The sequence below is a fragment of the Sphaerisporangium aureirubrum genome (assembly GCF_042658925.1).
GTDB lineage: Bacteria > Actinomycetota > Actinomycetes > Streptosporangiales > Streptosporangiaceae > Sphaerisporangium > Sphaerisporangium aureirubrum.
The window spans coordinates 24606-50204 of sequence record NZ_JBHSRF010000055.1 but is presented as its reverse complement, the minus strand read 5'-3'; the positions used below and the strand labels follow the sequence as shown (position 1 = coordinate 50204).

At 72.7% G+C, this 25599-nt stretch carries 19 protein-coding genes; 10 read left to right on the top strand and 9 right to left on the bottom strand.

Annotated elements, in window-relative coordinates:
* Positions 1 to 99 precede the first annotated feature (99 nt).
* Both ACFP1K_RS28400 and ACFP1K_RS28395 read left to right on the top strand, forming a co-directional pair.
* The gene (locus tag ACFP1K_RS28400; protein ID WP_380758901.1) at positions 100 to 1137 is read left to right on the top strand and encodes an ATP-grasp domain-containing protein; all 1038 of its coding nucleotides are present in this window, start codon (positions 100 to 102) and stop codon (positions 1135 to 1137) included.
* Between the two features lie 39 nt (positions 1138 to 1176).
* The gene (locus tag ACFP1K_RS28395) at positions 1177 to 2949 is read left to right on the top strand and encodes an AfsR/SARP family transcriptional regulator (protein ID WP_380758899.1); all 1773 of its coding nucleotides are present in this window, start codon (positions 1177 to 1179) and stop codon (positions 2947 to 2949) included.
* On the opposite strand, the gene ACFP1K_RS28390 is transcribed toward ACFP1K_RS28395, so the two are convergent.
* The 6 genes from ACFP1K_RS28390 to ACFP1K_RS28365 form a co-directional block, all read right to left on the bottom strand.
* A complete protein-coding gene (locus ACFP1K_RS28390; RefSeq protein ID WP_380758897.1) occupies positions 2899 to 4221 on the bottom strand; it encodes an MFS transporter in 1323 nt (440 codons plus the stop codon). The two genes, ACFP1K_RS28395 and ACFP1K_RS28390, sit on opposite strands and share 51 nt — an antisense overlap.
* Positions 4218 to 5447, bottom strand: a complete 1230-nt coding sequence (locus ACFP1K_RS28385) for a cytochrome P450 (RefSeq protein WP_380758895.1) — start codon at positions 5445 to 5447, stop codon at positions 4218 to 4220. The genes ACFP1K_RS28390 and ACFP1K_RS28385 overlap by 4 nt, the downstream gene beginning before the upstream one ends.
* Positions 5448 to 5632: 185 nt before the next feature.
* Positions 5633 to 6811 carry a glycosyltransferase gene (locus tag ACFP1K_RS28380; protein ID WP_380758892.1) on the bottom strand — a complete coding sequence of 393 codons (1179 nt, stop codon included), beginning with the start codon at positions 6809 to 6811 and terminating at the stop codon, positions 5633 to 5635.
* On the bottom strand, positions 6808 to 8928 hold the full coding sequence (locus ACFP1K_RS28375; protein ID WP_380758890.1) for a prolyl oligopeptidase family serine peptidase: 2121 nt from the start codon (positions 8926 to 8928) through the stop codon (positions 6808 to 6810). The genes ACFP1K_RS28380 and ACFP1K_RS28375 overlap by 4 nt, the downstream gene beginning before the upstream one ends.
* A 32-nt stretch (positions 8929 to 8960) precedes the next feature.
* Positions 8961 to 10157 (bottom strand): radical SAM protein, encoded by a 1197-nt coding sequence (locus ACFP1K_RS28370; protein ID WP_380758888.1) that lies wholly within the window; start codon positions 10155 to 10157, stop codon positions 8961 to 8963.
* 76 nt (positions 10158 to 10233) lie between these two features.
* Positions 10234 to 10389, bottom strand: a complete 156-nt coding sequence (locus tag ACFP1K_RS28365; protein ID WP_380758886.1) for a hypothetical protein — start codon at positions 10387 to 10389, stop codon at positions 10234 to 10236.
* 186 nt (positions 10390 to 10575) lie between these two features.
* On the opposite strand from ACFP1K_RS28365, the gene ACFP1K_RS28360 reads away from it, so the two are divergent.
* From ACFP1K_RS28360 to ACFP1K_RS28345, 4 genes are read left to right on the top strand one after another with little or no spacing between them, the layout of a single operon-like run.
* Positions 10576 to 10788: an aroma-sacti cluster domain-containing protein gene (locus ACFP1K_RS28360; protein ID WP_380758884.1), complete on the top strand. Its 213-nt coding sequence runs from the start codon at positions 10576 to 10578 to the stop codon at positions 10786 to 10788.
* The gene (locus ACFP1K_RS28355) at positions 10785 to 13907 is read left to right on the top strand and encodes an AAA family ATPase (RefSeq protein WP_380758882.1); all 3123 of its coding nucleotides are present in this window, start codon (positions 10785 to 10787) and stop codon (positions 13905 to 13907) included. The genes ACFP1K_RS28360 and ACFP1K_RS28355 overlap by 4 nt, the downstream gene beginning before the upstream one ends.
* Positions 13904 to 14779 carry a S8 family serine peptidase gene (locus ACFP1K_RS28350; protein ID WP_380758880.1) on the top strand — a complete coding sequence of 292 codons (876 nt, stop codon included), beginning with the start codon at positions 13904 to 13906 and terminating at the stop codon, positions 14777 to 14779. The genes ACFP1K_RS28355 and ACFP1K_RS28350 overlap by 4 nt, the downstream gene beginning before the upstream one ends.
* Positions 14766 to 15386 (top strand): GAF domain-containing protein, encoded by a 621-nt coding sequence (locus tag ACFP1K_RS28345; protein WP_380758878.1) that lies wholly within the window; start codon positions 14766 to 14768, stop codon positions 15384 to 15386. The genes ACFP1K_RS28350 and ACFP1K_RS28345 overlap by 14 nt, the downstream gene beginning before the upstream one ends.
* A 4-nt stretch (positions 15387 to 15390) precedes the next feature.
* Here the strand turns inward: ACFP1K_RS28345 and ACFP1K_RS28340 are convergent, their stop codons facing one another.
* Positions 15391 to 17478, bottom strand: coding sequence for an NACHT domain-containing protein (locus ACFP1K_RS28340; RefSeq protein WP_380758876.1), 2088 nt, complete (start codon positions 17476 to 17478; stop codon positions 15391 to 15393).
* Positions 17479 to 17653: 175 nt separating this feature from the next.
* Between ACFP1K_RS28340 and ACFP1K_RS28335 the strand changes: the two genes are divergently transcribed.
* The 4 genes from ACFP1K_RS28335 (at position 17654) to ACFP1K_RS28320 (ending at position 22567) form a co-directional block, all read left to right on the top strand.
* Positions 17654 to 18961: a cytochrome P450 gene (locus tag ACFP1K_RS28335; protein WP_380758874.1), complete on the top strand. Its 1308-nt coding sequence runs from the start codon at positions 17654 to 17656 to the stop codon at positions 18959 to 18961.
* A 268-nt stretch (positions 18962 to 19229) separates the two neighbouring features.
* Positions 19230 to 19700, top strand: a complete 471-nt coding sequence (locus ACFP1K_RS28330; RefSeq protein ID WP_380758872.1) for an acyl-CoA thioesterase — start codon at positions 19230 to 19232, stop codon at positions 19698 to 19700.
* Positions 19701 to 20527: 827 nt separating this feature from the next.
* Positions 20528 to 21274: an AfsR/SARP family transcriptional regulator gene (locus ACFP1K_RS28325; RefSeq protein WP_380758870.1), complete on the top strand. Its 747-nt coding sequence runs from the start codon at positions 20528 to 20530 to the stop codon at positions 21272 to 21274.
* 123 nt (positions 21275 to 21397) lie between these two features.
* On the top strand, positions 21398 to 22567 hold the full coding sequence (locus ACFP1K_RS28320; RefSeq protein WP_380758868.1) for an MFS transporter: 1170 nt from the start codon (positions 21398 to 21400) through the stop codon (positions 22565 to 22567).
* A 1456-nt stretch (positions 22568 to 24023) separates the two neighbouring features.
* Here the strand turns inward: ACFP1K_RS28320 and ACFP1K_RS28315 are convergent.
* Both ACFP1K_RS28315 and ACFP1K_RS28310 read right to left on the bottom strand, forming a co-directional pair.
* On the bottom strand, positions 24024 to 24545 hold the full coding sequence (locus ACFP1K_RS28315; RefSeq protein ID WP_380758865.1) for a hypothetical protein: 522 nt from the start codon (positions 24543 to 24545) through the stop codon (positions 24024 to 24026).
* 307 nt (positions 24546 to 24852) lie between these two features.
* Positions 24853 to 25542, bottom strand: coding sequence for a CGNR zinc finger domain-containing protein (locus tag ACFP1K_RS28310; RefSeq protein WP_380758863.1), 690 nt, complete (start codon positions 25540 to 25542; stop codon positions 24853 to 24855).
* Between the last annotated feature and the right edge of the window lie 57 nt (positions 25543 to 25599).

Sequence of the window (25599 nt, the reverse complement as noted above, 5' to 3'; positions counted from 1 at the left end):
CACAATCACGGTGAGAAGTTGAGCGCAGAAATGGGGCCTCTTCTAGGCCGACTCCACGTTTCCCCGGTCGTCGTCGACCTCCCTCCCACTGAGCACACCGTGTCCTGGCTGCCGGGCCCGCCCGGTTCGTCCGCCCCCGCCCCGGCGCCCTACGTCGTGCTCGCCGACCGGGCGGGAAGCTCCGAGTTCGCCGCGCTGCGCCACACCCTCTCCCGGCTCGGCGTGCCGAGCGTCCGCGTCGACGCGGGCGGCGTGGCGGCCCTCGCGCTCTCGGTCTCCGTCGGCGACGGCACCGTCACCGTGGACGGCCACCCCATCGCGCCGACCGTCGTCTGGGCCCGGCACCTGTCGCCCCGCGCCGCCCCCGGCGCGGCGGACCCGGCCGCGGGAATGCTCCGCGCCGACTCCTGGCGCGCCCTGATCGGCCAGCTCGGCGCCCTGGCGCCGTCGGTCCTGCCGGGCGGCGCCCCCGGGCGCCTCGAACAGCTCGCCGGAGCGGCACGGGCGGGGATCCGCATCCCCCGCACCGTCGTCACCACCGACCCAGGGCCGGCCGCCGCGGCGATGCCCGGCCCCGACGTCGTGGTGAAGGTCCTGGACGAGCACTTCGTGGAGACCGCGCCGGGCCTGCTCGTCGGGGTGTTCCCCGAGGTCGTGCCGCGCGCCGAGGCCGCGCGCTGGGCGCCGCTGGACTTCCCTGTCATCGTCCAGGAGCACGTGCGGCACGACGCGGAGTTGCGGGTCTTCCACCTCGCGGGCGCCGTGTACGCGTACGCGGTGGTCAAGAGCGCGCCGGACGCCCTGTGGCGCGACGCCACCGCCGTGGCCGTCACGCCGGTGCCCGTGCCGCCCCGGGCCGCCGAGGTGGTGCGCGGGCTGGCGGAGCTGTGGGGCCTCATTTATGGAGCGTTCGATTTACTGCTCGACGGTGAGGAGGTGGTGTTCCTGGAAGTCAACGTGGACGGCGACTGGCGCTGGTTCGAGTCGAAGGCCGGCGACCGCGCCGTGTCCCACGCGGCGGCGCGGATGGTCCGCGCCCTGCATCTGCGGGCGGCCGGGGACGTGATATCCCCGCCGCCGGTCGGGATCGTCGATTTCCTCACACTGGGCACCCCTAGTGGCCGGCAAGGTCGGTGACCCATGGCCACCGCGGCGAAGTGACATCGAGGGGGACGCATGAGTCACGGGGTCTCGTCTCGCCTGTGCTGTTCGATACTCGGGCCGCTCGAGGTCCGGGTCGACGATGTCAAGGCGGTCATCGGCGCACCCAAACAGCGCCTGTTGCTGGCCATATTGTTATGCCGCGTCAATATGGTGGTTCCTTCCGTTCAGCTCATCGACGCGTTGTGGGGCGATATTCCGCCGCGCACCGCCCGCAAGAATCTCCAGGTCTACGTCTCCGCGCTCCGCAAGATCGTCGGGGACCGCATCGATTTCCAGGGCTGGGGCTACAGTTTCCGCGCCGAGCGGGACGAGCTCGACCTGCTGCGATTCCAGGAGGCCGCGAAGAACGGGCGCGGCGCCATCCGCGGCGGTGACCCCGCCGTGGCCGCCGAGCTGCTCGCCGACGCGGTCGGCCTGTGGCGCGACCAGCCGCTGGCCGAGTTCTCGCACGTCCCGCTGGTGTCCCGGGAGGTCGGCCGGTTCACCGAGCTGTTCCTGTCGGTGTACGAGGACTGGGCCGAGCTGGAGATCGAGCTCGGCCGCCACGTGGAGGCGCTGGCCGGCCTGGACGTCCTCGCGGCGCGGTTCCCCACCCGCGAGCGCATCTCGGCGGCCCGGATGACCGCGCTGGCCCGCTGCGGCCGCACCTCCGAGGCGCTGTCCCATTTCGAGGGCCTGCGCAGGCACCTGGCCGCGGAGATGGGCATCGACCCGAGCCCGGTGCTCAGGACGCTGTACCAGGAGATCCTCCGCGGCACCTCCGCGCCGCGCAACGGCACCCCGGTGAAGCCGATCCAGGCCCCGGCCAACCAGCTGCCTCGCGACATCGGCGACTTCGTCGGCAGGGAGAAGGAGATGCGCCGCATCGCCGACGAGTCCTCGGCGGTCACCCTGATCACCGGCGACCTCGGCATCGGCAAGACCACGCTGGCCGTGCGCGTCGCGCACATGCTGGCCCCGACGTTCCCCGACGGCGCGGTCGTGCTCCCGCTGCGGCGCAGGGGCGGCGCCCCGCGGCCCATCGCCGACATCCAGCGGGAACTGCTCGAAGCCATCGGGCTGAACATCGCGGCGGTGCGCGACGAGGACGTGCTGTCGTCGGTGTGGCGGTCCTGGCTGGCCAAGCGGAAGGTCCTGCTCATCCTGGACGACGCCCCCGACGAGGCCAGCGTGCGCGCGCTGCTGCCCGGCACCTCGGAGAGCAAGGTGCTGGTGACCAGCCGCAGCAGGCTCAGCGGGCTGGAGTCGGTGACGCGGGTCGGCCTCGGGGAGCTGTCGGCCGACGAGGGCACCGAGTTCCTGCGCAGGATGATCGGCGCCCCGCGGGTGCTCGGGGACCTGCCCGCCGTCTCCGCGATCTTCGAGCGGTACGGGCTGTCGCCGCTGATCCTGCGCGTGCTCGGCGGCAGGTTCGCCGGGCTGCCGCACGTCCCGCTGGCCCGGCTGGCCGACCGCCTCGGGCGGGCCGAGAGCGTCCTGGACGAGTTCGTCGCCGGGGACCTGTCGCTGCGCGAACGGTTCGAGGAGGGCTACAACCGGCCCACGTGGACGCCCTGGGCCGCGTTCCGCACGCTCGGCGCGCTGGACGCGCCGCCGTTCAGCCACGACGATCTGGTCGACACGCTGGACGGCACCGGGATGCCGCCCGAGCGGGTCATCGAGTCGCTGCTGGAGGCGAACATCCTGTCGGTGCCGGACTACGAGGTGACCGCGCACACCATGCTCTACACGATGTCACCGCTCGCCCACCGGTTCGCGGTCGAGCTGCACCGGGTCACCGGCTGAGCCGTTCCGCGCGGGCTCCGGGTCCCCGGGCTCCGGGCCGCCGGCGTGCGTGGACGCGATGATGTCCAGGCTGCGCAGGCCGGGGCCCATCGCGGCGAGCACGACGTTCAGCGCGAGCAGCCCGCCGATGATGACCAGCGCGCCCGCGCCACCGACGTACTGCGCCAGCACGCCTCCGACCAGCGGCGCGAGCGGGGTCAGGCCCATGCTCGCCGTGCCGAAGAACGAGGTCAGCCGCCCCATCATCGCGTCGGGCACCAGCGCGGCGACCAGCACCTGCAGCGCCACGTTGAGCGCGGGGACCGCGACCATCGCCAGGAACAACGGGACCGCGGGCCAGTACGCCCCGAACGGCAGGGCCGTCGCGCACACCATCAGCGCGAAGAACCCCACCACCGCGAGCATCAGCCGTCCCGGCGGCAGCAGCGCGCCGATCCGCGCGGACACCATCGCGCCGAGCAGCCCGCCGAGCCCCATCCCGGCCAGCACGAGGCCGGTCACGGCCGAGTCGCCGCCGCCGGCCTCGATCATCACGATCACCGGCAGCAGCAGCGCGTTGGCCACCAGGTTGGACACCAGGGAGAACGCCAGCCCGGCACGCAGACCCCGCTGCCGCCACAACCAGCCGCCCGCCTCGGCGATGTCGGCCCGCATCCGGGTCTTCTGCCGTTGGTCCGTGGCCGTCTCCGGGTGCCTGGGCACCTTGGCGAGGATGACGCACACCATCGAGATCAGGTAGGTCAGCGCGTCCACCGCGAACGGCACCACCCGCCCGAGCGCGAACAGGACACCGCCGAGCGGCGGCCCGGCCAGCGACGCCGCGTGGCTGCGCGCCTCCTCCTGCGCGTACGCCGACGCGCGCTGCTCGGGGGCGACCACCGCGCGGATGGCGGCGGCGCGGGCGGGGTTGAAGAACGCGTCGGCCGTGCCGTTCGCCACGGCCACGACGACGATGTGCCAGATCGCCACCTGGTCGGTGAAGATCGCCAGGGTCAGCGCGGTCAGGCTGCCGAACCGCACCGCCTCGGAGACGATCAGGATGCGGCGGCGGTCCCACCGGTCCACCCACACGCCCGCGGGCAGCGAGACCAGCAGGTTGGTGGTGATCCGGAACGCGCTGATCAGACCGGCCACCGCCGGGGAGCCGGTGACGGCCAGGATCAGGAGCGGGAAGGCCAGCCAGGTCAGCGTCGTGCCCAGCTCCGAGGTCGCCGCGCCGATCCACAACGTCTGGAAGCGGAAGTTGCGGCGCAGCGGCGGTAGCTCGCTCATGTCGTCACCTTCGTCGGTGGGATGCCGTTCACTGAGGGTCGCCCGCCGTGCGGGCGCACGAGGAGATCGGTGAGACTCCGGTTGAGGATGTCGCCGCGCCAGCGCGGACGCCCCTGCACCAGGGTCATGCGGGGAAAGTGGCGGGCGACGGCGTCCAGCGCCACGGTGAGCTCCAGCCGGGCCAGCGGGGCGCCCGGGCAGTAGTGCGGGCCGAGACCGAACGTCATGTGCCGCCCGGCGCCCGCCCGGCACAGGTCCAGCCGGTCCGGGTCGGCGTGCCGCGCGGGGTCGCGGTTGGCGGCGGCGATGGACAGCAGCACGCGGGCGCCCGCCGGGATGACCGTGTCCCCGGCCGGGATGTCCTCGGTCGCGGTGCGCAGGGTGCCGAACGGTCCCGGGGGGTGGAATCGCAGCAGCTCGTCCGCCGCGGCCGGCAGGGCGACCCGGCCGGAGCGCAGCGCGGCGAGGGCCGCCGGGCGGGCCAGCAGCTCCACCAGGGACATGCCGATCGTCGCGGCGGTGGTCTCGTACGAGGCCAGCAGCAGCGAGGCTCCCAGTGAGACGATCTCCTGCTCGGTGACCTCGCCGCCGGGGTCCCACGAGCGCACGAGGCAGGAGAGCACGTCGTCCCCCGGCTCGGCGAGCCGTCGCCGCGTCTCCGCGTGGAAGAACGCGTCGAGCCGGTTCATGGCGTCGACGACGGCGCGGCGGTCGCGCACCGGATGGCGGAACACCGTGGCGATCCAGCCGTAAAGGTCGGGGCGCACCGCGCGGTCCAGCGCGAACAGCTCGCACATGACCTGGAAGGAGAAGGGATGCGCGAAGTCCGCCATCAGGTCGGCGACCGGACGCAGGGCGAGCGGCGCGAGCAACTCGTCCGCGACCGCCTCGACCGTCGGCCGGTAGGCCTCGACGCGCTGCGCGGTGAACCACGGCGTGGCCAGCCGCCGGATCCGGGTGTGGTGCGGCGGATCGTAGTTGACCAAGGTGATGTCCAGGGCCCGTTCCCGCGGCGCCGTGAGGTCCCGCCCGTCCTGGAGGGACAGCCGCGCGTCGGTGAACCCGGCCCGCACGCCGGCGTCGCTGGTGATCATCCACACGGGCCGCCCGCTGGGCGTGGTCACCCGCGCCACCGGGCACTCGGCGCGGTACGGGGCGAGCACGGAGTAGGGATCGTCGGCGAATCCCGGGCTGAACGGCGACGGCCGCGGTCCGGACGGTGTCACGGAGTTGGGATCGTCGGCGAGTCCCGGGCTTGAGGGTGTCGGCCGCGGTCCGGACGGTGTCACGGAGTTGGGATCGTCGGCGAGTCCCGGGCTTGAGGGTGTCGGCCGCGGTCCGGACGGTGTCACGGAGTTGGGATCGTCGGCGAGTCCCGGGCTTGAGGGTGTCGGCCGCGGTCCGGACGGTGTCATGGGGCGGCTCCCGAGGTGCCCGCCAGGGCGGGGGAGAGGGTCGACAGGACGAAGCCGGCGGCGGCCGCCGCGCCCCGCGTGGCGGCCAGGCGGGTGGCCAGGTCGCGGACCCGGTGCGGGGACTCGCCGGTGAGCGCCGAGGTGAGGGCCGCGGTGCCGTCGGCGGCTTCATCGGCGGGAAAGCGGACCGCGACGCCGGAGCGCACGCACGCCTCCGACAGCACCGGCTGCTCCGAGCCCGCCGGCGCCACCGCCAAGGGCCTGCCGTGGCGCAGCGCGGCGAGCACCGGGGAGCTGGTGCCGTTGGTCAGCACCATCCGCGCCGACGCGACCAGCGGGTCCATCCAGGGCACGCGGACCGTGACGATGTCCGCGCAGGGATGGGGCCGCGCGTCGGCGGAGCGGGCCAGCTCCACCACCGCCTGGTACGGGCCGCCGGTGAACGTCGCGTTCAGCCGCGGCCACATGCTGTCCCCGCCGAACGTCCGCCCGAGGTGCACGTACACGACCGGCTTGCCCGCACGGGCCAGCAGCCCGGCGACCCGGTCCAGCTCGGCCGGGTCGGCGCGCGGCTCCCAGACGCACGGCCCGACGTGGCGCACCCCGTCCGGCAGGACCGCGCCCGGGTACTCCAGCGCCGGGTCCCCGCGCAGCAGCAGCCCCGCCCCGATCAGCGGGCGGTCCTCCTGGCGGTCACGGCGCGGCGGCATTCCCGTCTGCTCGCGGGTGGCGCCGTAGTGGCGCAGCAGCTCCCGCAGCCGCCACCGCCGCGCCACGACGTGCTCCGGCTCACCCTCCCCGCCCTCGCGGTACGGCCACATGTGGGCGGCGAAGCCGAGCACGGTGGCCGGCAGGTCGAGCGCCTCGGCCGCCAGCAGCGCCCCGTGGCACAGCGGCGACGTCAGCAGCGCGCCGGCCCCGGTCTCCCCGGCGGCCCTGACCACCGCCTGGTACTGCTGCCGTCCCGTCCGCGTCCACATGCTCACGGAGAACGTGCCGGCCTCCGCGTAGGCGGTCGCGTCCAGCGGGGTCAGGCCCGCCTCGCGCACGACGCGCGCCGCGCCGGGCCGGGCGAGGACCGTCACGGTGTGGCCGCGCCCGCGCAGCTCGATCCCGACGGCCAGCGCGGGGTACAGGTAGCCGGGCTCGCCGAACGGGCACAGCAGGACGTTCATGCCGGCGTCGTGGTCACGTCGGGGTCGGCCGGGGCGGGGGCCCGGGGCAGGCCGAGGTACCGGGCCATGAAGGTGAAGACGTCGGCGTGCAGGGCGTTGATGCGGCTCGCGGCGCGGGCGCCGTGGCCGACGTCCCGCTCCAGCCGCAGCAGCACCGGGCCGGAGCCCGAGGACGCGTGCTGGAGCAGGGCGCACATCTTGCGCGAGTGGGCCGGGTCCACCCGCGTGTCGCCGTCGGCGACGGCGAACAGCACCGGCGGGTACCGCACGCCCTCCCGGACCCGGTGGTAGGGGGAATAGGCCCGCAGCACCGCGAAGCCCTCGGGGTCGGCCACGCTGCCGAACTCGGGCCGCCAGCTCGGCCCCATGCCGAGCCTCTCGTAGCCGAGCATGTCCAGCAGCGGCGCCAGGCAGACCACCGCGCCGTACTTCTCCGGATGCTGGGTCAGCGCGGCGCCGGCCAGCAGCCCGCCGTTGGACTCCCCGACGGCGCCGAGCATGCCGGGCGCCGTCCAGCCCTGCTCGACCAGGAAGCCGGCCGCGGCGTCGAAGTCGTCGAAGACGTTCTGCTTGCGCGGCCCGGTGCCCGCGCGGTGCCACTGCTCGCCCTCCTCGCCGCCGCCGCGCACGCAGGCGACGGCGAACACCCCGCCCGCCCGGACCCAGGCGAGCGCCTGCGGCATGTACCCGGGCGACATCGACACCCCGAAACCGCCGTACCCGGTCAGCACGGCGGGCCGCGGCCGGTCCGGCGTGCCCGCCGCGGACAGGACGAACATGCGCACGGGTGTGCCGTCCTTCGAGGGGAACGTCACGTGCGAGGTCTTCACCTCGCCGTCGTGCCCGGTTCCGGGCGGTCGCGTCCACGGCTCGGTCAGGCCGGTGAGGGCGTCGTGACGCAGGACCGTCGGCGGCGTGGTGTGGTCGCAGTAGACGAACCACGCCTCGTGGCCGGCCTCGGGCCGGGTGGTGAGCGGCCCGGCGGCGCCGCTGCCGGGCAGCCCCACGGTGCCGAGCTCGCGGCCGTCGGCCAGGTCGTGCACGGTGATCTCCGAGACCGCGTGCCGGCTCCACAGGACGAGCATGAGCGGGCGGTCCAGGCCGTCGCCGGTCAGCGGGGCGAAATCCTCCAGCACCGCGTCCGGCCGCTCGGGGATCAGCGTGCGCCAGGCCGCCGGCGCGGGGCCGGCGGCGGTCGCCACCACGACCCGGCCGCGCGGCGCGTCCCGGTCGGTGCGCAGCCACACCGGGTCGCCGGGCCCGGTGCCGGGGGCGATCTGCAGGACGGTGCGCGCCCCCGTGCCCTGCTGGACCGGGCGCAGGCGGGGCCGTTCCGGAGGGCCGTCGCGCAGGTCGGCGAGCCACAGGTCGTTGGCGGGGCTGGTGCCGGTGGTCGCCGAGACCTTGAGCCAGCGGCCGTCGGGGGTGACGCCGACGGTGTAGAACCGGGTCTTGTCCTGGCCCTCTCCGAAGATCAGCACGTCCTGCTCCGGGCCGGTTCCCACGTGGTGCAGGTACACCCGCCGGTGGTACCGCTCCTCGCCCGGGTTGAGCTCGGGGGCGAGCCGCCGCACGTAGTAGTACGACCGGCCGCCGGGCAGCCAGGCCACCGGCGTGCGCCGCACCCGGTCGATCGGGCCGTCCACCACGGCACCGGTGGCGACGTCCATCACGCGCAGCAGCGAGTCCTCGGTGCCGCCCGACGAGAGCTGGTACGCCAGCAGGTCGCCCTCCAGCGACGGCTGCCACGCCTCCAGCACCGTGCCGCCGCCCGGGTCCAGCGTGAGCGGGCTGATCAGCACACGCTCGTCCCCGCCTTCACGCACCAGCAGCTCGGCGTGCTCGGCGCCGGCCTCCAGGCGGTTGGCGAACACCCGGTCCCCGCGCAGCCGCGGCACCGAGCCCATCGGCAGCCGGCTCAGCTCGGTGAGCGTCGCGTGCCACGCGGGCAGCTCCGCCCACCCGGCGCGTTCGCGGGCGAACAGTTCCTGCTGGGCGGCCGTCCACGCCAGGGTCCGCGGGTCGCCGGCGTCCTCCAGCCAGCGGTAGGGGTCGCCGACGACCTCACCGTGGAACTCTTCGGCCGTGTCCAGACGCGGAGCGTCCGGGTAGCGCATGGTGTTCCTTTCCCGTCCCGAGGTTCCGGGGCTCACTTGCCGAGCCGCCCGGTGGCGCTCAGGTAGTCGAGCAGGGCCGCGTCCACGGTGTCCTGGAACCGGGTCAGCGCCGACAGGTCTTCGGCGTACTCGTAGAACTCCTCGCAGGAGATCCACTTGCCCTCGGTCCGCTCGCGCGGCAGGTAGCCGTCGCGGACCGTGCCGACCTGGTAGCCGGGCTTGCCGGCCGTCTCCCAGCAGCTGGACAGGGTGCCGTCGGCGTTCACCACCGCGCCGTACTTGCCGTCGGCGTACGAGCACGCCTGGCAGGGGTCGATCGTGCGGGGGCGCGGCACGCTGAATCCGAGCTCCAGCGCGCGGCGCTGCCACCGGATGAAGCTGGCGGCCATGTCGCCGGAGAACTCCAGGTCGTTGCCGTAGCCGATGCCCACGTCGCCGACGCGGGCGAAGTAGATCGCGCACCTGGACGGGTCCAGCGCGGCGCCGAGCCGCTCCACGAGGTCGTCGATGCCCTCGTGGTTGTGGTGCGAGACGTTGACCCGCAGGCCCCACCGCAGCGGGGTGGCCTCCGTCACCGCCGCCATGTTGCGCACGATGTCGTCGAACGTGCCGCCCCCGGTCCTGCGGACCCGGATGGCGTCGTGCTCGTCCCGGTCGCCGTCGAAGGTGACCTGGACGTCGCGCAGCCCGAGGTCGCTCAGCTGACGGGCCAGCGCGGGGGTGAGCAGGGTGCCGTTGGAGGTCATGCTCGCCCAGCACAGCCCGTAGTCCGCGGCGCGGGCGAGCAGCTCCCGGCAGCCCCGGGGGTTGAGCAGCGGCTCGCCGCCGAACAGCATCACCCCGAGGCCGGACATGCCGCCCTCGGCCATGCGCCGCGCGGCGAACTCCAGTACCGAGGTGATCGTGCCGGAGGTGAGGCGGGAGTAGCCGATCCGCGGCGGGCGGTTCGCGCCGCTGGTGTCCTGCTCGACGTTCTGGAAGCAGTACGCGCAGCCGAGGTTGCAGTTCGTGCTGGTCAGCACGGTGAGCGAGTACGTGCGATAGGCGGGGAGGTCGAACAGGCCCCGCTCGCGAAGGCTTCGCTCCGCGGCCGGCCGCAGGGTGAGATCGGGGGTGAGGTGTCCGTCCTTCAGTCTCGCGACCCCGCCGGGCCCGAGGAACCACCAGCCGTGCTCCCCTCGGAGCACGCGGGGACGGGCCTCCACGCCACGGTGACGGCCTCGGTTCATGGGACTCCTTCGCACTCGCACTACACGACGAGAGTTCCCGGTCTCCACCTGGGAGACCGGGAACACACGCGCTCGGTCAGCCGAGGTCCTTCGACTGGTGCACGCCGCACCAACCGGCGGGGGGAGGAAGGGGGCTCTCTTCGCTGTCGTCCTCGGAGTGGGCGACGACATCCGGGGCCTCGGCCTCTTCGGGCTCGATCTCAGGGTTGACGGCGTCGTTGGGCTCAGTCATGGCAGGCTCCTCGAGTATCCGGGGACGGTGCCGTTCATCGGCGATCCACACGCTAGGGAGGGCCAGTTTCGGCCCAGTATGGCGACGGCATGGCGCCGCCATACTGGCTACAAACCCGGGCTGACTAGCGTGCGGAGCACCAGCAGCCGAGAGCATCCGCGGCGGCGAGGATCCGGGAGGTAGCCGATGAACCCCAGCGAGGCTCGACCACGGCCGGAGTCGTTCGACGCGTTGACCACCCTGCGGGCCGCGGGGCACCCGATCGACCTGCTCAACGAGGGGCAACGGCAGGTTTTCGCCGACCTCAGCCGCCCCGAGGTCGACCTGCTCAACTCCATCAAGACCCGCCTGGACGCGGTGGCGGGGGAGGTCGAGGGCCAGGAGCTCAAGCTCGTATGAGCGACAGGGCCACGGGCCCGGCGCGCCGGCACGTCGTCGTGGTGTTCATCGATCTGGTCGGGTCGACCGAACTCGCCGAGCGGCTCGATCCCGAGCTTCTGCGGCACATCCTGGACCGTTATTACCGGGCCTGCACCACCGGAATAGCCGAGCACGGCGGGGTCGTGGAGAAGTTCATCGGCGACGCCATCATGGCCACCTTCGGCATCCCGGTCAGCAGCGAGGACGACGCGCTGCGCGCCGTCCGCGCCGCGCACGCCGCGGTCGAGGGGGTGCGGCGGCTGAGCGAGGAGCTCGCGCCCACGCACGGCATCCGGCTGGACGTGCACTGCGGCATCTCCGCCGGGGAGGCGATCGTCATCGTCACCCCCGGCTCGGACCTGCGGGTCATCGGGGACACCGTCAACACCGCGGCCCGGTTGCAGTCGGCCGCCGAGGGCGGCGAGATCCTGGTCGGCGACGAGGTGGCGCGCATGGTCCGCGCGCAGGCCACCCTCGATCCCGTGCCGCCGCTCACGCTGAAGGGCAAGAGCAGCCCGGTGCGGGCGTGGCGGCTGCTGTCGCTGGAGCCCTACGGTCGGCGGCCCGACGAGGACCAGATCCCGCTGGTGGGCCGCGAGGAGGAGATGGAGCAGCTGCGCCAGGCGTACCGCCGGGTCACCCAGGGCCGCCGGTGCTGCGTGGTGACGCTGCTCGGCGTGCCCGGCATCGGCAAGTCCCGGCTGGTGCGGGACTTCACCAACGCGCTGCCCGACGACGTGACCGTGCTCGGCGGCCGGTGCCTGTCCTACGGCGCGGGCATCACCTACCGGCCCATCGCCGAGATGCTCGAATCCCCGCAGGCCGGCTGGCCGTCCATCGGCCAGACGCTGGAACCGGCGAGCGTGCGGGCCCTGCGCGGCCTCACCGGCGCGTCCTCCGGCGCGGACGGCGAGGGCGCCGGGGTGGAGGAGATCTCCATGGCGGTGCGCTCGCTGTTCGAGGCGCGGGCCTCGGACCGCCCGGTGGTCGCGGTGTGGGAGGACCTGCACTGGGCCGAGCCGACCCTGCTGGACCTCATCGAGGAGCTCGCCACCTGGCTGCTCGACGTGTCGGTCCTGCTGGTGTGCGTGGCCAGGCCCGACCTGCTGGACGCCCGTCCCACCTGGGGCGGCGGCATGGCGTGCGCCACCTCCCTGGAGCTCGGGCCGCTGGACACCATGGAGATGGGGCACCTGGTCGCCGAGCTGTCCGCCGCCAGGACCGCCGAGGCCGAGGTGGTCGCGCACGGCGCCGACCCGCCCTGGCAGCGGGTCGCCGAGAGCTCCGACGGCAACCCGCTGTTCGCCGAGCTCATGCTGGAGATGCTGCTGGAGGAGGGGGAGGACGCGCCGCTGCCCCCCACCATCCAGGCGCTGCTCGGCGCCCGGCTGGACCGGCTCGGCGACGGCGAGCGCGACGTGCTGGAGCGGGCCGCGACCATCGGGCACACCTTCACCGCCGAGGAGATGCGGGCCCTGTTCCAGGACGCCCCCGCGGACCGGCCCCGGCTGGACGACCTGCTGCGCAGGCTGCTGCGCAACCGCATGATCCGGCGCGGCGAGCTGCCCGGGTCGTACCAGTTCACCCAGACGCTCACCCGGGATACCGTCTACGCCATGACCCGCAAGGAGCTGCGTGCCACCTGGCACCTCGCTCTCGCCGACCGTTTGTCGGAGCGGGCCGAGACCCCGAAGGCGTCGTTCGAGGAGTCCGCGCAGGGCGACCTGGCGCACCACCTGGAGACCGCCTGCCTGCTCAAGCGCGAGGTGCGGCCGGACGACCCGCTGCTGCCCGGCCTCACCGAGCGTGCCGCCCGCGCGCTGATCGGCGCGGGCACCCAGGCGCTGCACCGCAAGGACCTCCCCGCGGCGCTGGCCCTGCTGGAACGCGGGCGCGCGCTGCTGCCCGCGGGGAACGCCGAGCACCGGCCGCTGGCGGTGCGCATCTGCGACGCCGGGCTCGCCCGCGGCGACGGCGACCGGGCGTTCGCGGCGCTCGACATCGCCGAGCGCATGCTGCCGCAGGACCGGCGCAACCTGCTGACCTGCGCCATCCAGCGCGAGACGCTGTCGGTGCGCTTCGGCGTGCGGACCCCGGCGCTGGACCCGCTGCGCGACCTGCTGCTCGCCGACCCCGCCGACGACCTGAGCTGGTGCAGGTTCTACCAGCTGGAGGCGCTGGTGCACCTCGGCGACGGGCGGTTCGGCGGCGCGGAGGCGGCGCTGCGCGACGGCCTGGCCCGCGCGCGGTCCCTCGGCGACCGCTACGAGGAGAGCCGCCTGCTCAGCGGGCTGTGCGAGCTGGCGCAGTGGTCGTCCACACCTGTCGGGGACGGGCTCGCGCTGTGCGAGGGGCTGACCACGCGGTTCGGCGGGGACCGGGCGCTGCTGGTGCCCGTCCTGATCACCAAGGGCCGCCTGCTGGCCCTGTCCGGCGACATCGGCGCCGCGCGCGAGGCCCTCCAGGCCGCGGGACGGTACGCGGGCGACCTGCACCTCGAACTGGCCGCCACCGCGGTGGTGCAGGTCAGCGGGCTGGTGGAGTCGCTGGCCGGGGAGCACGAGGAGGCCGAGCGGCTGTTCCGGCAGGGCGCGGCGTCGCTGCGCGCCACCGGGCAGACCGGGCCCGCCACCACGCTGGAGATCTACGCCGCCCGTGAGCTGCTCCGCCGGGGCCTCGCCGCGGAGGCCGCGGCGGAGCTGGAGCGGCCGGAGGAGGACGCGGGACGGCTCCAGTCCCGGGGCGAGCTGACCCTGCTCGCGCTGCGCGCCCGGCTGGCGTCGCTCGCCGGCGACCACCGCGCGGCCGTCGGGCTCGCCGTCCAGGCCGAGGAACGGCTGGAGCGCACCGACGACCCATGCCTGCGCGGCGACGTGCTCCTGGAGATCGCCGACACCTACCGCGACGCCGGCCTCGGCGCCGAGTCGACGGCCGCCGCGGCCCGCGCGCTGCGCCACTACACCGACAAGGGCGCCGCCCTGTCCGCGGCGCGGGCCCGCGAGCGCCTCGCCGCCGGCGGCCCGGCGGCTTCCGGAGTCCCGGGGGCCGGGGGTGCCGCCGATTCCGCTGATTCCGCCGCAGGGGAGGCAGAACCGTGACGCAGTTGCCGTGGCGGCGCGAGCGCCGGGAACACTATCCCGGCATGCCCGCCTGGAGTCTCAGCACCTCGCGTGCGGCGCTGGAGGAGTTCCACGTCAGCCGCCAGGAGGAGATCACCCAGCAGTGGGCGTGGGGCGGGTCCGACGGGTCCGGCGTGCGGGTCTGCGTGCTGGACACCGGCGTCGAGGGCGCCCACCCCCGGGTCGGCGGGCTGGAGCGGTCACTGGTGGTCAGCCGTGACGAGGACGACCGGCTGACCGTCACCGACTGCGATCCGGTCGACCCCGCCGGGCACGGCACCGCGTGCGCCGGGATCATCAGGTCGCTCGCCCCCCAGGTGCTGCTGTCCTCGGTGCGGGTGCTGACCGACGGCAAGGCGGGCACCGGGGCGGCGCTGCTCGCCGGGCTCGGCTGGGCCATCGACCAGGGATACGACCTGATCAACCTCAGCCTCTCGACCACCCGCAGCGAGTTCCAGCCCGCGCTGCACGAGCTGGCCGACCGCGCGTACTTCCGGCGGTGCCTCATGGTGGCGTCGGCGCACAACATGCCCGTGCTCAGCTTCCCGTGGACGTTCTCCTCGGTCATCTCGGTCGCCAGCCACGACCAGGCGGACCCGATGACGTACTACTACAACCCCAACCCCCCGGCCGAGTTCTACGGGCGCGGCGTCCGGGTGCCGGTGGCCTGGCCGGGCGGCCGGGAGATCCACAGCACCGGGAACAGCTTCGCGGCGCCGCACATCACCGGCATCTGCGCCCTCATCCTCAGCAAGCACCCCTGGATGACGCCGTTCCAGCTCAAGTCGGTGCTCTACCTGGCGGCCAACAACGTCACCTCTCTCAACGGAGGCACCCATGTCCGTACATGACCCGATGCCTTCGGCGGGCACCGCGATCATCGAACGCCGTCTGCTGCTGTCCATCGTGGACGTGGCCAGGGCCGTGTTCGGCGCCGCCGCGTCGTCGATATTCCTGGTGGACGAGGAGACCGGGGAGCTGGTCTTCGAGGCGGTGTCGGGGGAGGGCGAGGAACACCTGATCGGCATGCGCTTCCCCCAGGGCACCGGCATCGCCGGCTGGGTCGCGGCCAGCGGCCAGCCCATGATCGCCGACGACCTGCGGGACGCCCCGTTCTCCAGGGACGCCGCCGAGTCCACCGGCTACGTCCCCGGCAGCATCATGGCCGCCCCCCTGTTCCGGCAGGAGGAGGTCATCGGCGTCCTGGAGGTCCTCGACCGCTCGGAGTCCTTCCGCGGCGAGCTCGCCGACGTCGACCTCCTCACCCTGGTCGCCGCGCAGGCGGCCTGCGGCCTGGAGCTGCTCCTGCGCCTCCGCCACGCCGACGCCGCCATGGCCCAAGCCGACGACGTCCACGTCCTCCTCCAGCGCATAGCCACCCGCGTCCCCCGGGGCACCCGCACCCCCCACCCCACCGCCCTGAAACTCCTCGCCGCCGCCGACGAGCTCCTCGGCTGACCCGTCAACGCTCCGGCACCGGATGGGCGGCGAGGTAGTCCTGAAGCTCACGGTGCCGGAACTGGTAGGCGACCCCGGCGACCCGCATCAGCCCGGCCCCGTGGGCCCAGTCCAGGAACCGGCCCAGCCGCCAGGGCAGCCACACCGCGTTCCACCGCCGCGCGCACAGCAACATCGCCACGTACCGCAGCCCGGCGAGCCCGAACGCGAGCCCGAACGCGACCGCGGTGGCGAGCCCGGCCACGACCACGACCGCGACCTCCAGGGCCAGCGCGGCGGCGACCTGGAGCCCGAGCGCGAGCGTGACCCCGGCCACGAGGTCGGTGCGCACCCCGTCCCGGGGATCCGCCGTGCCGCCCGCCCCCGAGGCCACGAGCCCGAACGCGAGCCCGAGCGCCAGCCCGGTCCCGAGCCCGCCCGCGAGGCCGAACGTGAGCGCGGTCCCGAGCCCGTCCGTGCGCCGGTCCGCGAGCGTGGCCACGAGCCCGGACGCGAGGCCGGCGGCCAGCCCGCTCGCGATGCCGATCGCCAGCCCGATCGCGAGCCGGACGGCGAGGGTGCGGCGGCCGGTGCGGCTCCGCAGCCGGCTCAGGTCGAACCGGCTGGGCTGGGGCCAGGTGATCCACCACGCCTGCCACATCAGGATGAGCACCCCCGCGATCGACAGCCCGGCGATGACGAACTGGGCAGGGGACAGGCCATCCGGGAACTGCGCCGGGACGGCCGCGCCGAGCACCGCTACGGCGGCGGCGGTGATCATGCGGGGGCGCAGGGTTCCGGCCAGTGGCCACAGCTCGTGGAGTACCAGGTCCGTCCCCGACAATGCGCGTCCGCCCAGGGCGCGGCCGGTGGCGGAGTTGGTGTCGAGGTAGCGGGCCAGCACCGCCAGCCAGCGGTGCACCCGGTCGGCGCCGGCCTCGCCCGGCGGTGTCCGGGACGCGACGGTGGCCGGGATGAACGAGGCCAGCAGATGGTCGCGTACGGCCTGGGCCGTGCCCAGGGCGGCGCCGGTCAGGTCGGCCGGGTCGCGGACGAACTCCCCGGTGGGGGTGCGTTGTTCGTGGACCACGGCCGCCAGGGTGAGCCGCCAGGGGGTGGACAGGCCTTCGGCGAGCGGCCCGGCCGGGGCGTGCCCGATGGCCCGCAGGACCGGTTCCCAGCGGCTGAGGTCGGTGACCCGTTCGGACAGGAAGGCGCGGGCCTGGCGGGAGGAGACCGGGGACAGTTCCACCCGGGCGGGGGAGCCGGCCCACACGCGGGCCCGTTCCAGCGCCTGGTAGTGGGTGCTGCGGCAGGTGAGCACCACGGCGGCCTTGGCGCGGCCGTCCTGGTAGGCGTTCAGCGCGCGCAGCGCCCGCCCCGCTCGTGAGTCGTAACCCGGCTCGTCCTCGGGGTCCATCTCGTCCAGGCCGTCGATCACCGGAGTCACCAGGCGCGCGTCCACCAGGGCCACGGCGGTGTCCCGCCTGAGGCGGTACACGCCTGTCAGGTGGCGCACCAGCCAGGCGTCCACCGCGCTGGCGGTGGTCACTGCGGTGTCCAGGGCGGTCGCGGAGATGCGCAGCGGGACCGCGTCCTGCTCGGCGCGGTCCTCGATCAGGCCGAGGATCAGCTCGACCGCCAGCACGGTCTTGCCGGCGCCCGGGGCTCCGGTGATGACCATGCGCCCCGGGGTCAGCTCCCGGTAGTAGTCGACCACCTGCCCGAGGCGGCCTCCGGCGCGGGCCCCGATCGTCGCGCGGGCGGGCGGCGTGTGGCAGGGGGCGGGCCGCAGCGTGAAGGTCACGTCGATGACGGTGTCGTCGCCGCCCAGCAGCTGGCGGCGGGCGGCGGTCTCGGCCCGCTTGACCGCGTGGGCCAGTTCGGCGGCGACCTCCAGCATCGAAGGCGCCGGTGGACGCAGCGCGCGGGCGGCCAGTACCAGCGACACCGCGGCGACCACCAGCGACACCACACCGATCAGCGCGCCCAGCGGGTCGACGTCGCCCGTCCGCAGCTCCGGCAGGAACCAGGGGACGACGACCGCGACCGTCGCCATCCCGGTCAGGGCGAGTACGCCCCATAACCACGCCTTCGCGCGCCCACTCCTCATAACTGTCGATGATGGCCCACCGTCCGCCGGCCGTGGAGCAGCCGGGAGTCGCCGGGTGTGCGGTGGTGGGCGTATTAGGTCTGCTTTAGCCCGGATGCGGAGGATGGGGCGAGGCGCGTGGGCGGGTGGCGGCGCGTTTTCACCGTTCACCGCACAGGCCGCCCGGAGGTGGCCCATGACCGACACCGCACCCGGCACCATGCCGGGCACCGCACCCGATACCGCGCCAGGCCCCGCACTCGGCACCGCACCCGAGTCCGCGGCGGCCTTCGACCCGCCGGAGCTGTTCGCCGAGCCGTTTCCGTGGCCGCGTACGGCCTTCGACCCGCCGGAGCTGTACGCGTGGCTGCGGGAGCGGCGGCCCGTCACCAAGGTGACCACGCGCAACGGGCAGGAGGCATGGCTCGTCACCCGGTACGACGACGTGCGGGCGGTGCTGGGGGATCGGCGGATCAGCTCGGACATCCGGCGGCCGGGGTACCCGAAGTTCGGGGTGTTCCCGCCGCGGGAGGAGGACCGGCCGTTCATCTGGATGGACCCGCCCGAGCACGCCGTGTTCCGGCGCCTGCTGGTGAAGAACTTCCTGGCCCGGCGGGTGGAGGCCTACCGCGACCGGCTCCAGGCCCTGGTGGACGGCGCGATCGACCGCATGACGGCCGGGGAGCGGCCGGCGGACCTGGTCCGGGCGCTGGCCCTGCCGGTGCCGTCCACGGTGCTCGCCTGGGTGCTCGGCGTGCGCGAGGAGGACCAGGGCTTCTTCAACACCGCGACCGAGCACCTGATGAACCGCGCCGACTTCACCGACCCGCACGCGCTGGAGCGGGCCATGAAGGCGGGCATGGAGCTGCGCGCGTACCTGGACCAGCTGATCACCGAGCGGGAGGCGGCGCCGGACCCCGGGGACGACATCCTCGGCCAGCTCGTCGCGGCGGCGCGCGAGGGGACGATCGGCCGCAACGACGTCGTCAACAGCGGCATGCTCATGATCATCGCTGGTCACGAGACCACCGCCAGCATGATCGCCACCGGCACCCTGGTGCTGCTGCGGAATCCCGGCCACGTCGCCGAGCTGCGCGCCGACCCCGGTCTGCTGCCCGGCGCCATCGAGGAGCTGCTGCGTTATCTGACCGTCGTCCACCTGGTCGTGCTGCGGGTGGCCACCGAGGACATCGAGATCGGCGGGCAGCTGATCAGGGCGGGCGAGGGCGTCATCCCGCTGAATTTCTCCGCCAATCGCGACGACGCCCATTACCCGGACGCCGATCGGTTCGATATCCACCGGCCGGCCAAGGACCACTTCGCCTTCGGTCACGGAATCCATCAATGCGTCGGGCAGTCCCTGGCGCGGCTGGAGCTGCGCGTGGTCTGGGAGACCCTGCTGCGGCGCATTCCCACCCTGGGGCTGGCAATCCCGGCGGAGGACGTTCCGGTCAAGCTCTTTTCACAGATCAGCGGGGTTTCCGTGCTGCCGGTCACTTGGTGAACCGCCGATCGCGCGAGGGCGGTGGGGGCGCACGCATATCCGGAGGGGTGCGCGTCGCGCCGATTCCCGGGATCGTGACCGTTTTGCGGCGTGCATCCCCTGTCGTGGCGCGAACGGCGTCCCGGTGCAGGTGATCAGCGGGCTTGCCGCGAGGCGGCGGGCGCGTCCGCGCGTCGGCACCGCGATTCCATACCGACCGGTCCGTATGCAGGAGTCGCTGTTAATATGATCCGTCCGGGCGTTTCCATTTTCCGAAGGAGTTGTCAGCTTGACTGTCCAGCCGCAGTCCCCGTCCGCGTCGACGCCGGTTCCGGTGGCCGGGCACGGTCACATCCAGCCGATGACGGTGTTCTATGACGACCTCGACGCGATGGGTCTCGTACACAACTGCCGTTATGCCGTTATTCTGGAACGCGCCCTCAGTGAATTCTGGACGGGCCGCGGTTTTTCCAACAAAAACGGGGCCAGTAATCCTGATTCGTTTCTCGTCGTGGCCGAGTTCTCCATCAAGTACAAGTTCCCCGTGCGCGGCGCCGGTCCCGTGAGCGTGCATTTCTGGGTCGAGCGGCTCGGCGACACCAGCGCCGTCTACGCCTTCCGCTTCGTGTCGGCCGACGGCGCCACGGTGCACGCCGAGGGCCGCCGTGTGCACATCCGCATGGATCCCGCCACGCTGCGTCCCACGTCCTGGACTCCTCCGGCCCGCGCCGTGCTGGAGGAGCTGCTGCTTCCCGGGTGATCCGGGGCGGCTTACCGCCGTGGGGCGGCGCTCACCGCGTCGCCCCGCGGCGCTCCGGCATGTCCGCCTTTCGAGACTGGTGCATTGTCGTGTTCATAGCGGAGAGCGCCAATATGCACGTTTCCGTCCGCAGCTGAATGATCTTTGTTGTGCTTCAGTACAACAGCCTGTGCTTGCGTCCATCCTGCTGTGGCGAAGTAGGACGCATTAGACCACAGATGCGGGTCGTTACTGTGGTATGACACAGCGAAAGCGAATTGCCTAACTTTGTGTCTGACACTTGCGTTTACTGCAATGGTTGGCTAGCGTCTGCCTTTATAGCAGGTAGCCCGAGGTGTCCAGAGTTCAGACCTGTGTTACGGCCCGCGAGATGTACAGGGGGATCATTACCGATGAGGCGGACTCACGTCTGAGTGAGCGCGGACACACGCCTCACCGGCCAGCCAAGATGCTTCACCTTGCCAACCTCCCGATTCGACGTCCTCCCTCAGCCCGAAACCGGGAATTGGCCTGACAATTAGGTCCGAAAAGTCGCGCCGATTTTTCCTTACTCGGCGCCCTGACCCCAACTCAGCGCACCTTGCCCACTCGCGGCGTGGTGTGGCCGCGGCGACGCCGCCCGTCGCCCGGCGCTGTGGAATCGGCCCGAGCCAGGAGTGAAGTGATGGGAGATGAGGGGTTGACAAGATCGCCGCGCTGGAGTGTTCCCACTGGGGCTTTTGGGGAGCCTCCGGTGCCGTCGGGGTGTCCGATGCGATTCTCAGGGGGAGAGTTGCGTGAGGTATGAAATCTTAGGTCCTCTCCGAATAGCCGACGGAGAGACCACCATGTTCATCAGCGCTCGCAAGATCGAGACCGTGCTGGCCATACTGCTCATCCGGGCCGGCCAGGTGGTCGCGCTGGACCAGCTCATCACCGAGATATGGGGAGAGGACCCGCCGCGCCGCGCCGCCGCGGGAATCCACGTCTACATCTCCCAGCTCCGCAAGTTCCTCAACCGCCCAGGCCCCTCCGGCAGCGTGATCGTCACCCGGCCGCCCGGATACGTCCTGCACATGCGCGACGACGAGATCGACGTCGACGCCTTCATGCGGCTGATGAACAAGGGCAGGATGCACGCCAGGGAACGGCGCCACCAGGAGGCCGCGGCCTGCTTCGAGAACGCGCTCGCCATGTGGCGCGGCCCGGCGGTCGGCGACCTGCGGGACGGCTGCACCATCATGGGCTTCGTCACGTGGCTGGAAGAGGCCCGGCTCGAATGCATCGAGATACTGATGAACTCCTACCTTGAGCTCGGCCACCACCGTGAGCTGGTGGGACGGCTGTACTCCCTGACCAGGGAGTATCCGCTCTACGAGGCGTTCTACCGCCACCTGATGCTCGCGCTGTACCGCTCCGAGCGGCAGGCCGAGGCGCTCGGGGTCTACCAGTCGGCGCGCAGGGTGCTCAACAACGAGCTCGGCCTCGAACCCTGCCGCGCCCTGCGCGACCTGCAGCGCGCCATCCTGACCGCGACCGACGACTTCGGAACCGACATCCGAGAAACCCCTATCAACCTCCTGCCGCGCGGCTGACCGTCCCGCGCCGGTCCGGCGCGCGGCAGCCTGCCGGGCGGACGGGAGATCGGTTCAGCGCGGCCAGGGACAACGTCCTTTGGAGACACACTCATCATGTACCGGCGTCTACTCCCACTCGCGGTGGCCACATTCGCGATCGGGACCGACAGCTTCGTGATCGCTGGCATCCTCCCCGAGGTCGCCCGGTCACTGGACGTCAGCGTGGGGTCGGCGGGACAACTCGTCACCGCCTACGCACTTACCTACGCGCTGCTCTCACCGGTCATCGCGGTCGTCACCGCGCGCTGGTCCCGCGAGCGGCTGCTGCTCACCGGGGTCGGCCTGTTCATCCTCGCCAACGTCGCGGCCGCCGTCGCCCCGACGTTCGGCCTCGTGCTGCTGTCCCGCGTGGTCGCGGGCATCGGCGGCGCCGCCGTCACCCCGGTCGCCCTGGCCGCCGGCGCGTCGCTGGTCCCGCCGGAGAAGCGCGGCACCGCTCTGTCCATCGTGGGCGGCGGCGTCGCGGTGTCGTCCGCGCTCGGGGTACCGCTCGGCGCCGCCATCGGCGGCTGGTCCGACTGGCGGGTCACCATGTGGTTCGTCGCCGCGCTCGGCCTGATCGCCGCCGTCGGCATCGGCGTCTTCCTGCGCGACCTGCCCGCGCCGTTCGCCCTGACCCTGCGCCAGCGCCTCTCCCCGCTCAAGGACAGCCGCGTCGCCCTGGTCCTCGCCACCACCATCGTGGTCTTCACCGGCAACTTCACCCTGAACGTCTACGTCAGCCAGGCCTTCGGCCGCGCCACCGGCGGCGAGGCCACCACCCTGGCCCTGCTGCTGTTCCTGTCCGGCCTCGCCGGCGTCGTCGGCAGCCTAGGCTCCGGCCCCCTCACCGACCGCTTCGGCAGCCGCCGCGTCTTCAACATCGCCGTAGGCGTCTCCATTTTAAACTTCGCCCTACTCCCCTGGACCAGCGCCAACCTGGGCTTGGCCATCGCCGCCGTCATCGTCTGGGGCGTCTTCGGCTGGTCCCAACTGGTCCCCCAGCAACACCGCCTGATCCTCATCTCCCCCCAGTCCGCCCCCCTGGCCATCTCCCTGAACAGCTCAGTCGTCTTCATCGGCGCCTCCCTCTCCGGTGTGGTAGGCGCCATAGCCCTAACCTTGATCGACGCCCGCTACCTAGGCTTCGTAGGCGCCGCCTTCTTCGCCGTAGGCCTAGCAATAGCCCAAATAGCCGACGCCGCCATAACCCGCCACACCACCCCCGCCCAACCCCCCGCCACCGCAACCCCCGAACCCTCAACCGGCTGACCCCCCACCCCGGACGCACCCCTCACAAGGGGTGACCCGATGTGTGTGGGCGCCGGTGGGAATGGTCCTCGCGGTGGTCGCGCTTCGCGCGCAAGCCGCGAGGGCTGTTCTCATGCGGGGGGCACCCCCGCACCCCCGGCCCTGCCGGGCTCATCGTGCCCCACCGCCCACCCTTTCGGCAGTTCCACCTGGCTTCGGAGTTCCACCACCTCGGACAGAGCCAGACCTTCCGCCACGCGGAAGCCGGGGTCCAGGTCGTCATGTGAGGCCCTTTCCCGGCGCCGCGTCGGCGAGAAGGTGTACGGCGAATTCGGCGCCGCCGTACGGTGGGTGACCCGATGTGCGTGAGCGCCGTAGAAATGGTCCTCGCGGTGGTCGCCCTTCGCGCGGAAGCCGCGAGGGCTGTTCCCATGCGGGGGCACCTCGCACCCCCGCACCCCCGGCCTTGTCGGCCTCATCGTGCCCCACCGCCCACCCTTTCGGCAGTTCCACCTGGCTTCGGAGTTCCACCACCTCGGACAGAGCCAGACCTTCCGCCACGCGGAAGCCGGGGTCCAGGTCGTCATGTGAGGCCCTTTCCCGGCGCCGCGTCGGCGAGAAGGTGTACGGCGAATTCGGCGCCGCCGTACGGTGGGTGACCCGATGTGTGTGGGCGCCGGTGGAAATGGTCCTCGCGGTGGTCGCGCTTCGCGCGCAAGCCGCGAGGGCTGTTCTCATGCGGGGGGCACCCCCGCACCCCCGGCCCTGCCGGCCTCATCGTGCCCCACCGGCCACCCCTTCGGCAGTTCCACCAGGTGCGGGCATTCCACCACCTCGAACAGAGCCAGACCTTCCCCCACGCGGAAGCCGGGGACCACGCCCTCACTCAGGAACTCTTTCCCGGCGCCGGGCCGGCGAGAAGATGTGCGGCGGGCTCGGGGTCCTTGTACGGCGGTTGGCCTCCCTCCTTTTCCGTTACCCGTGGGGGTGCGTGTGACCGTGCGCCTCCCCGGGCGGGGGTCCGCCCCGGGGCGTCGTCGTGGGCGTCGTTGTGGGGGGCGCCGTGGCGGTGGGATGTTGTGCGGCGGGCTCGGGGTCCTTGTACGGCGGTTGGCCTTCCCCTTTTTCCGTTACCCGTGGGGGTGCGTGTGACCGTGCGCCTCCCCGGGCGGGGGTCCGCCCCGGGGCGTCGTCGTGGGCGTCGTTGTGGGGGGCGCCGTTGGCGGTGGGATGTTGTGTGGCGAACTCGGCGCCCTCGTACGGCGGTTGGCCTTCCCTCTTTGCCGTTGTCCGTGGGGGTTGCGCCTCCCCGGACGGGGGTTCGCCCCGGACGAGTCCGTGGGGCGCCGTAGTGGCGGGATGTCGTACGGCGGATTCGGTGTCGTCGTGGGGTGGGTGGCCTCGATGTGTTGTGGGTGGCGGTGGAGATGGTTCTCGCGGTTGGCGTGCTTTGTGTGGAAGCCGCGAGGGGGTGTTTTCAGGCGGGGGGCGTTTCTGCACTCCCGGGTCTGCCGGGCTCGTCGTTCTTCGGTGTGGGGGGTGTTGGTGGGGGGGTGTCGCGTCGTAGGGCGGTGTCGGCGGCGTCGGACAGGATTCCGCCGACGCGGTCGAGGAGGAGTTTGGAGTGGCGGCGGCGTCGGATGATGGCGGTTATGGCCAGCCAGGGCAGGGTGCAGGCGGCGGTTATGGCGGCGCATAGCGGGAGCGACAGGGGGGTCAGGTAGGCCAGGGCCAGGAAGATCAGAGGGATTAGGACGAGGCTGTCGAGCACGGGGTGGGCCTTCGACCATGATCTGACCTGCACGGAGAACAGCGGAACCAGCGCCAGCGTCCCGTATACGACGGCCGCGAGGACGCCGACCGCCAGGCTGTGCTTCTCGGTCAGCGCGACGGCCAGGTAGGCGCCGACCGGTAGCAGCAGCAGAGCGAACCATCTGGGTGGCGTACGCCGGCCACGCGCGAGCCGCGCGCCCGGTGGGGGGTGTTCGGACGTGCTCATGGGTGCCTCCTCTGGCGTGCCCGGTGAAGCGGCGGCGCACCGCGTCACCTGCACCCTCAGTGGAAGGCACACCGCTTGCAGGCCACTTCCAGCCCCCTAACAGCGGAACGGGTCGCGCGCGTAAACCGTCGCCGGCCGCCGCCCGGGGCCGCGGGAACCACATCAGCCACGGCCGCAGCAGGGGATCGCTCACCTGTTTGTTCGCTCACGTCGGCCGGGCGACGATGCCAATGCATTTAGCTGGTGGCGCGCGGAATGAACCGTCCACGAGGCGGTGGAGCCAGGACGGTGCGGAGGGCGGGAGGATCTACGGGGTGCCGGTGCGTGCGGCGCGGCGGCGGTCGGTGAGGCGGCGGGCCTTGGCTGTGGTGCCGCAGTCGGCCATGCGGCACCAGCGGCGGGAGCCGTTGCGGCTGTGGTCGAGGAACAGCCAGCCGCAGCCGCCTTCGGGGACGGGGCAGCGGTGCACCCGGGTCAGGTCGGCCGTCCGGAGTACGTCCAGTGCGGTCTCGGCGATCCGGTCGGGTATCAGCATGGCCGGCACCGTGCCGTAGGTGAGCCGTACCTGTGGCGGGTCGCCTCTGTCGAGCACCAGCGTCGCCCGGGTGGCCGCGGCCGACCACCGTTCGTGCAGCCCGACCAGCGCGGCACCGGCCGCGATCGGGTCGTTCCCGCCCGGGTCGTCCGCCGACCCGCCGCCGGCGGGCCGGATCGCCGCGAGCATCACCAGGTACAGCCCCTCGCGGATGTCCCGGACGGCGGCCAGTCCCGCGTGTGCCGTCGCGGGATCGTCGCGCCATGCCTGGCCGGCCCGGCCGGCCTCCGCGTCGCTGATCAGGCCCACCCTGACCGCCCAGCGCAGGAGTGCGGAGGTGTCGGACAGGAAGTCGTGGGGCGGCGGCTCGGCATCGGGCGGCGCCCCTCGTTCGAGCGTGTTGACCAGATCGAGTGCGGGGTGCCCGCCGACCAGCGGCACTTGGCTCACATCGAGTGGCATACCACCGATGCTACCATCGAAACTTCCGACGGGGGTAGCCGGTCGCTGGCCGTTGAG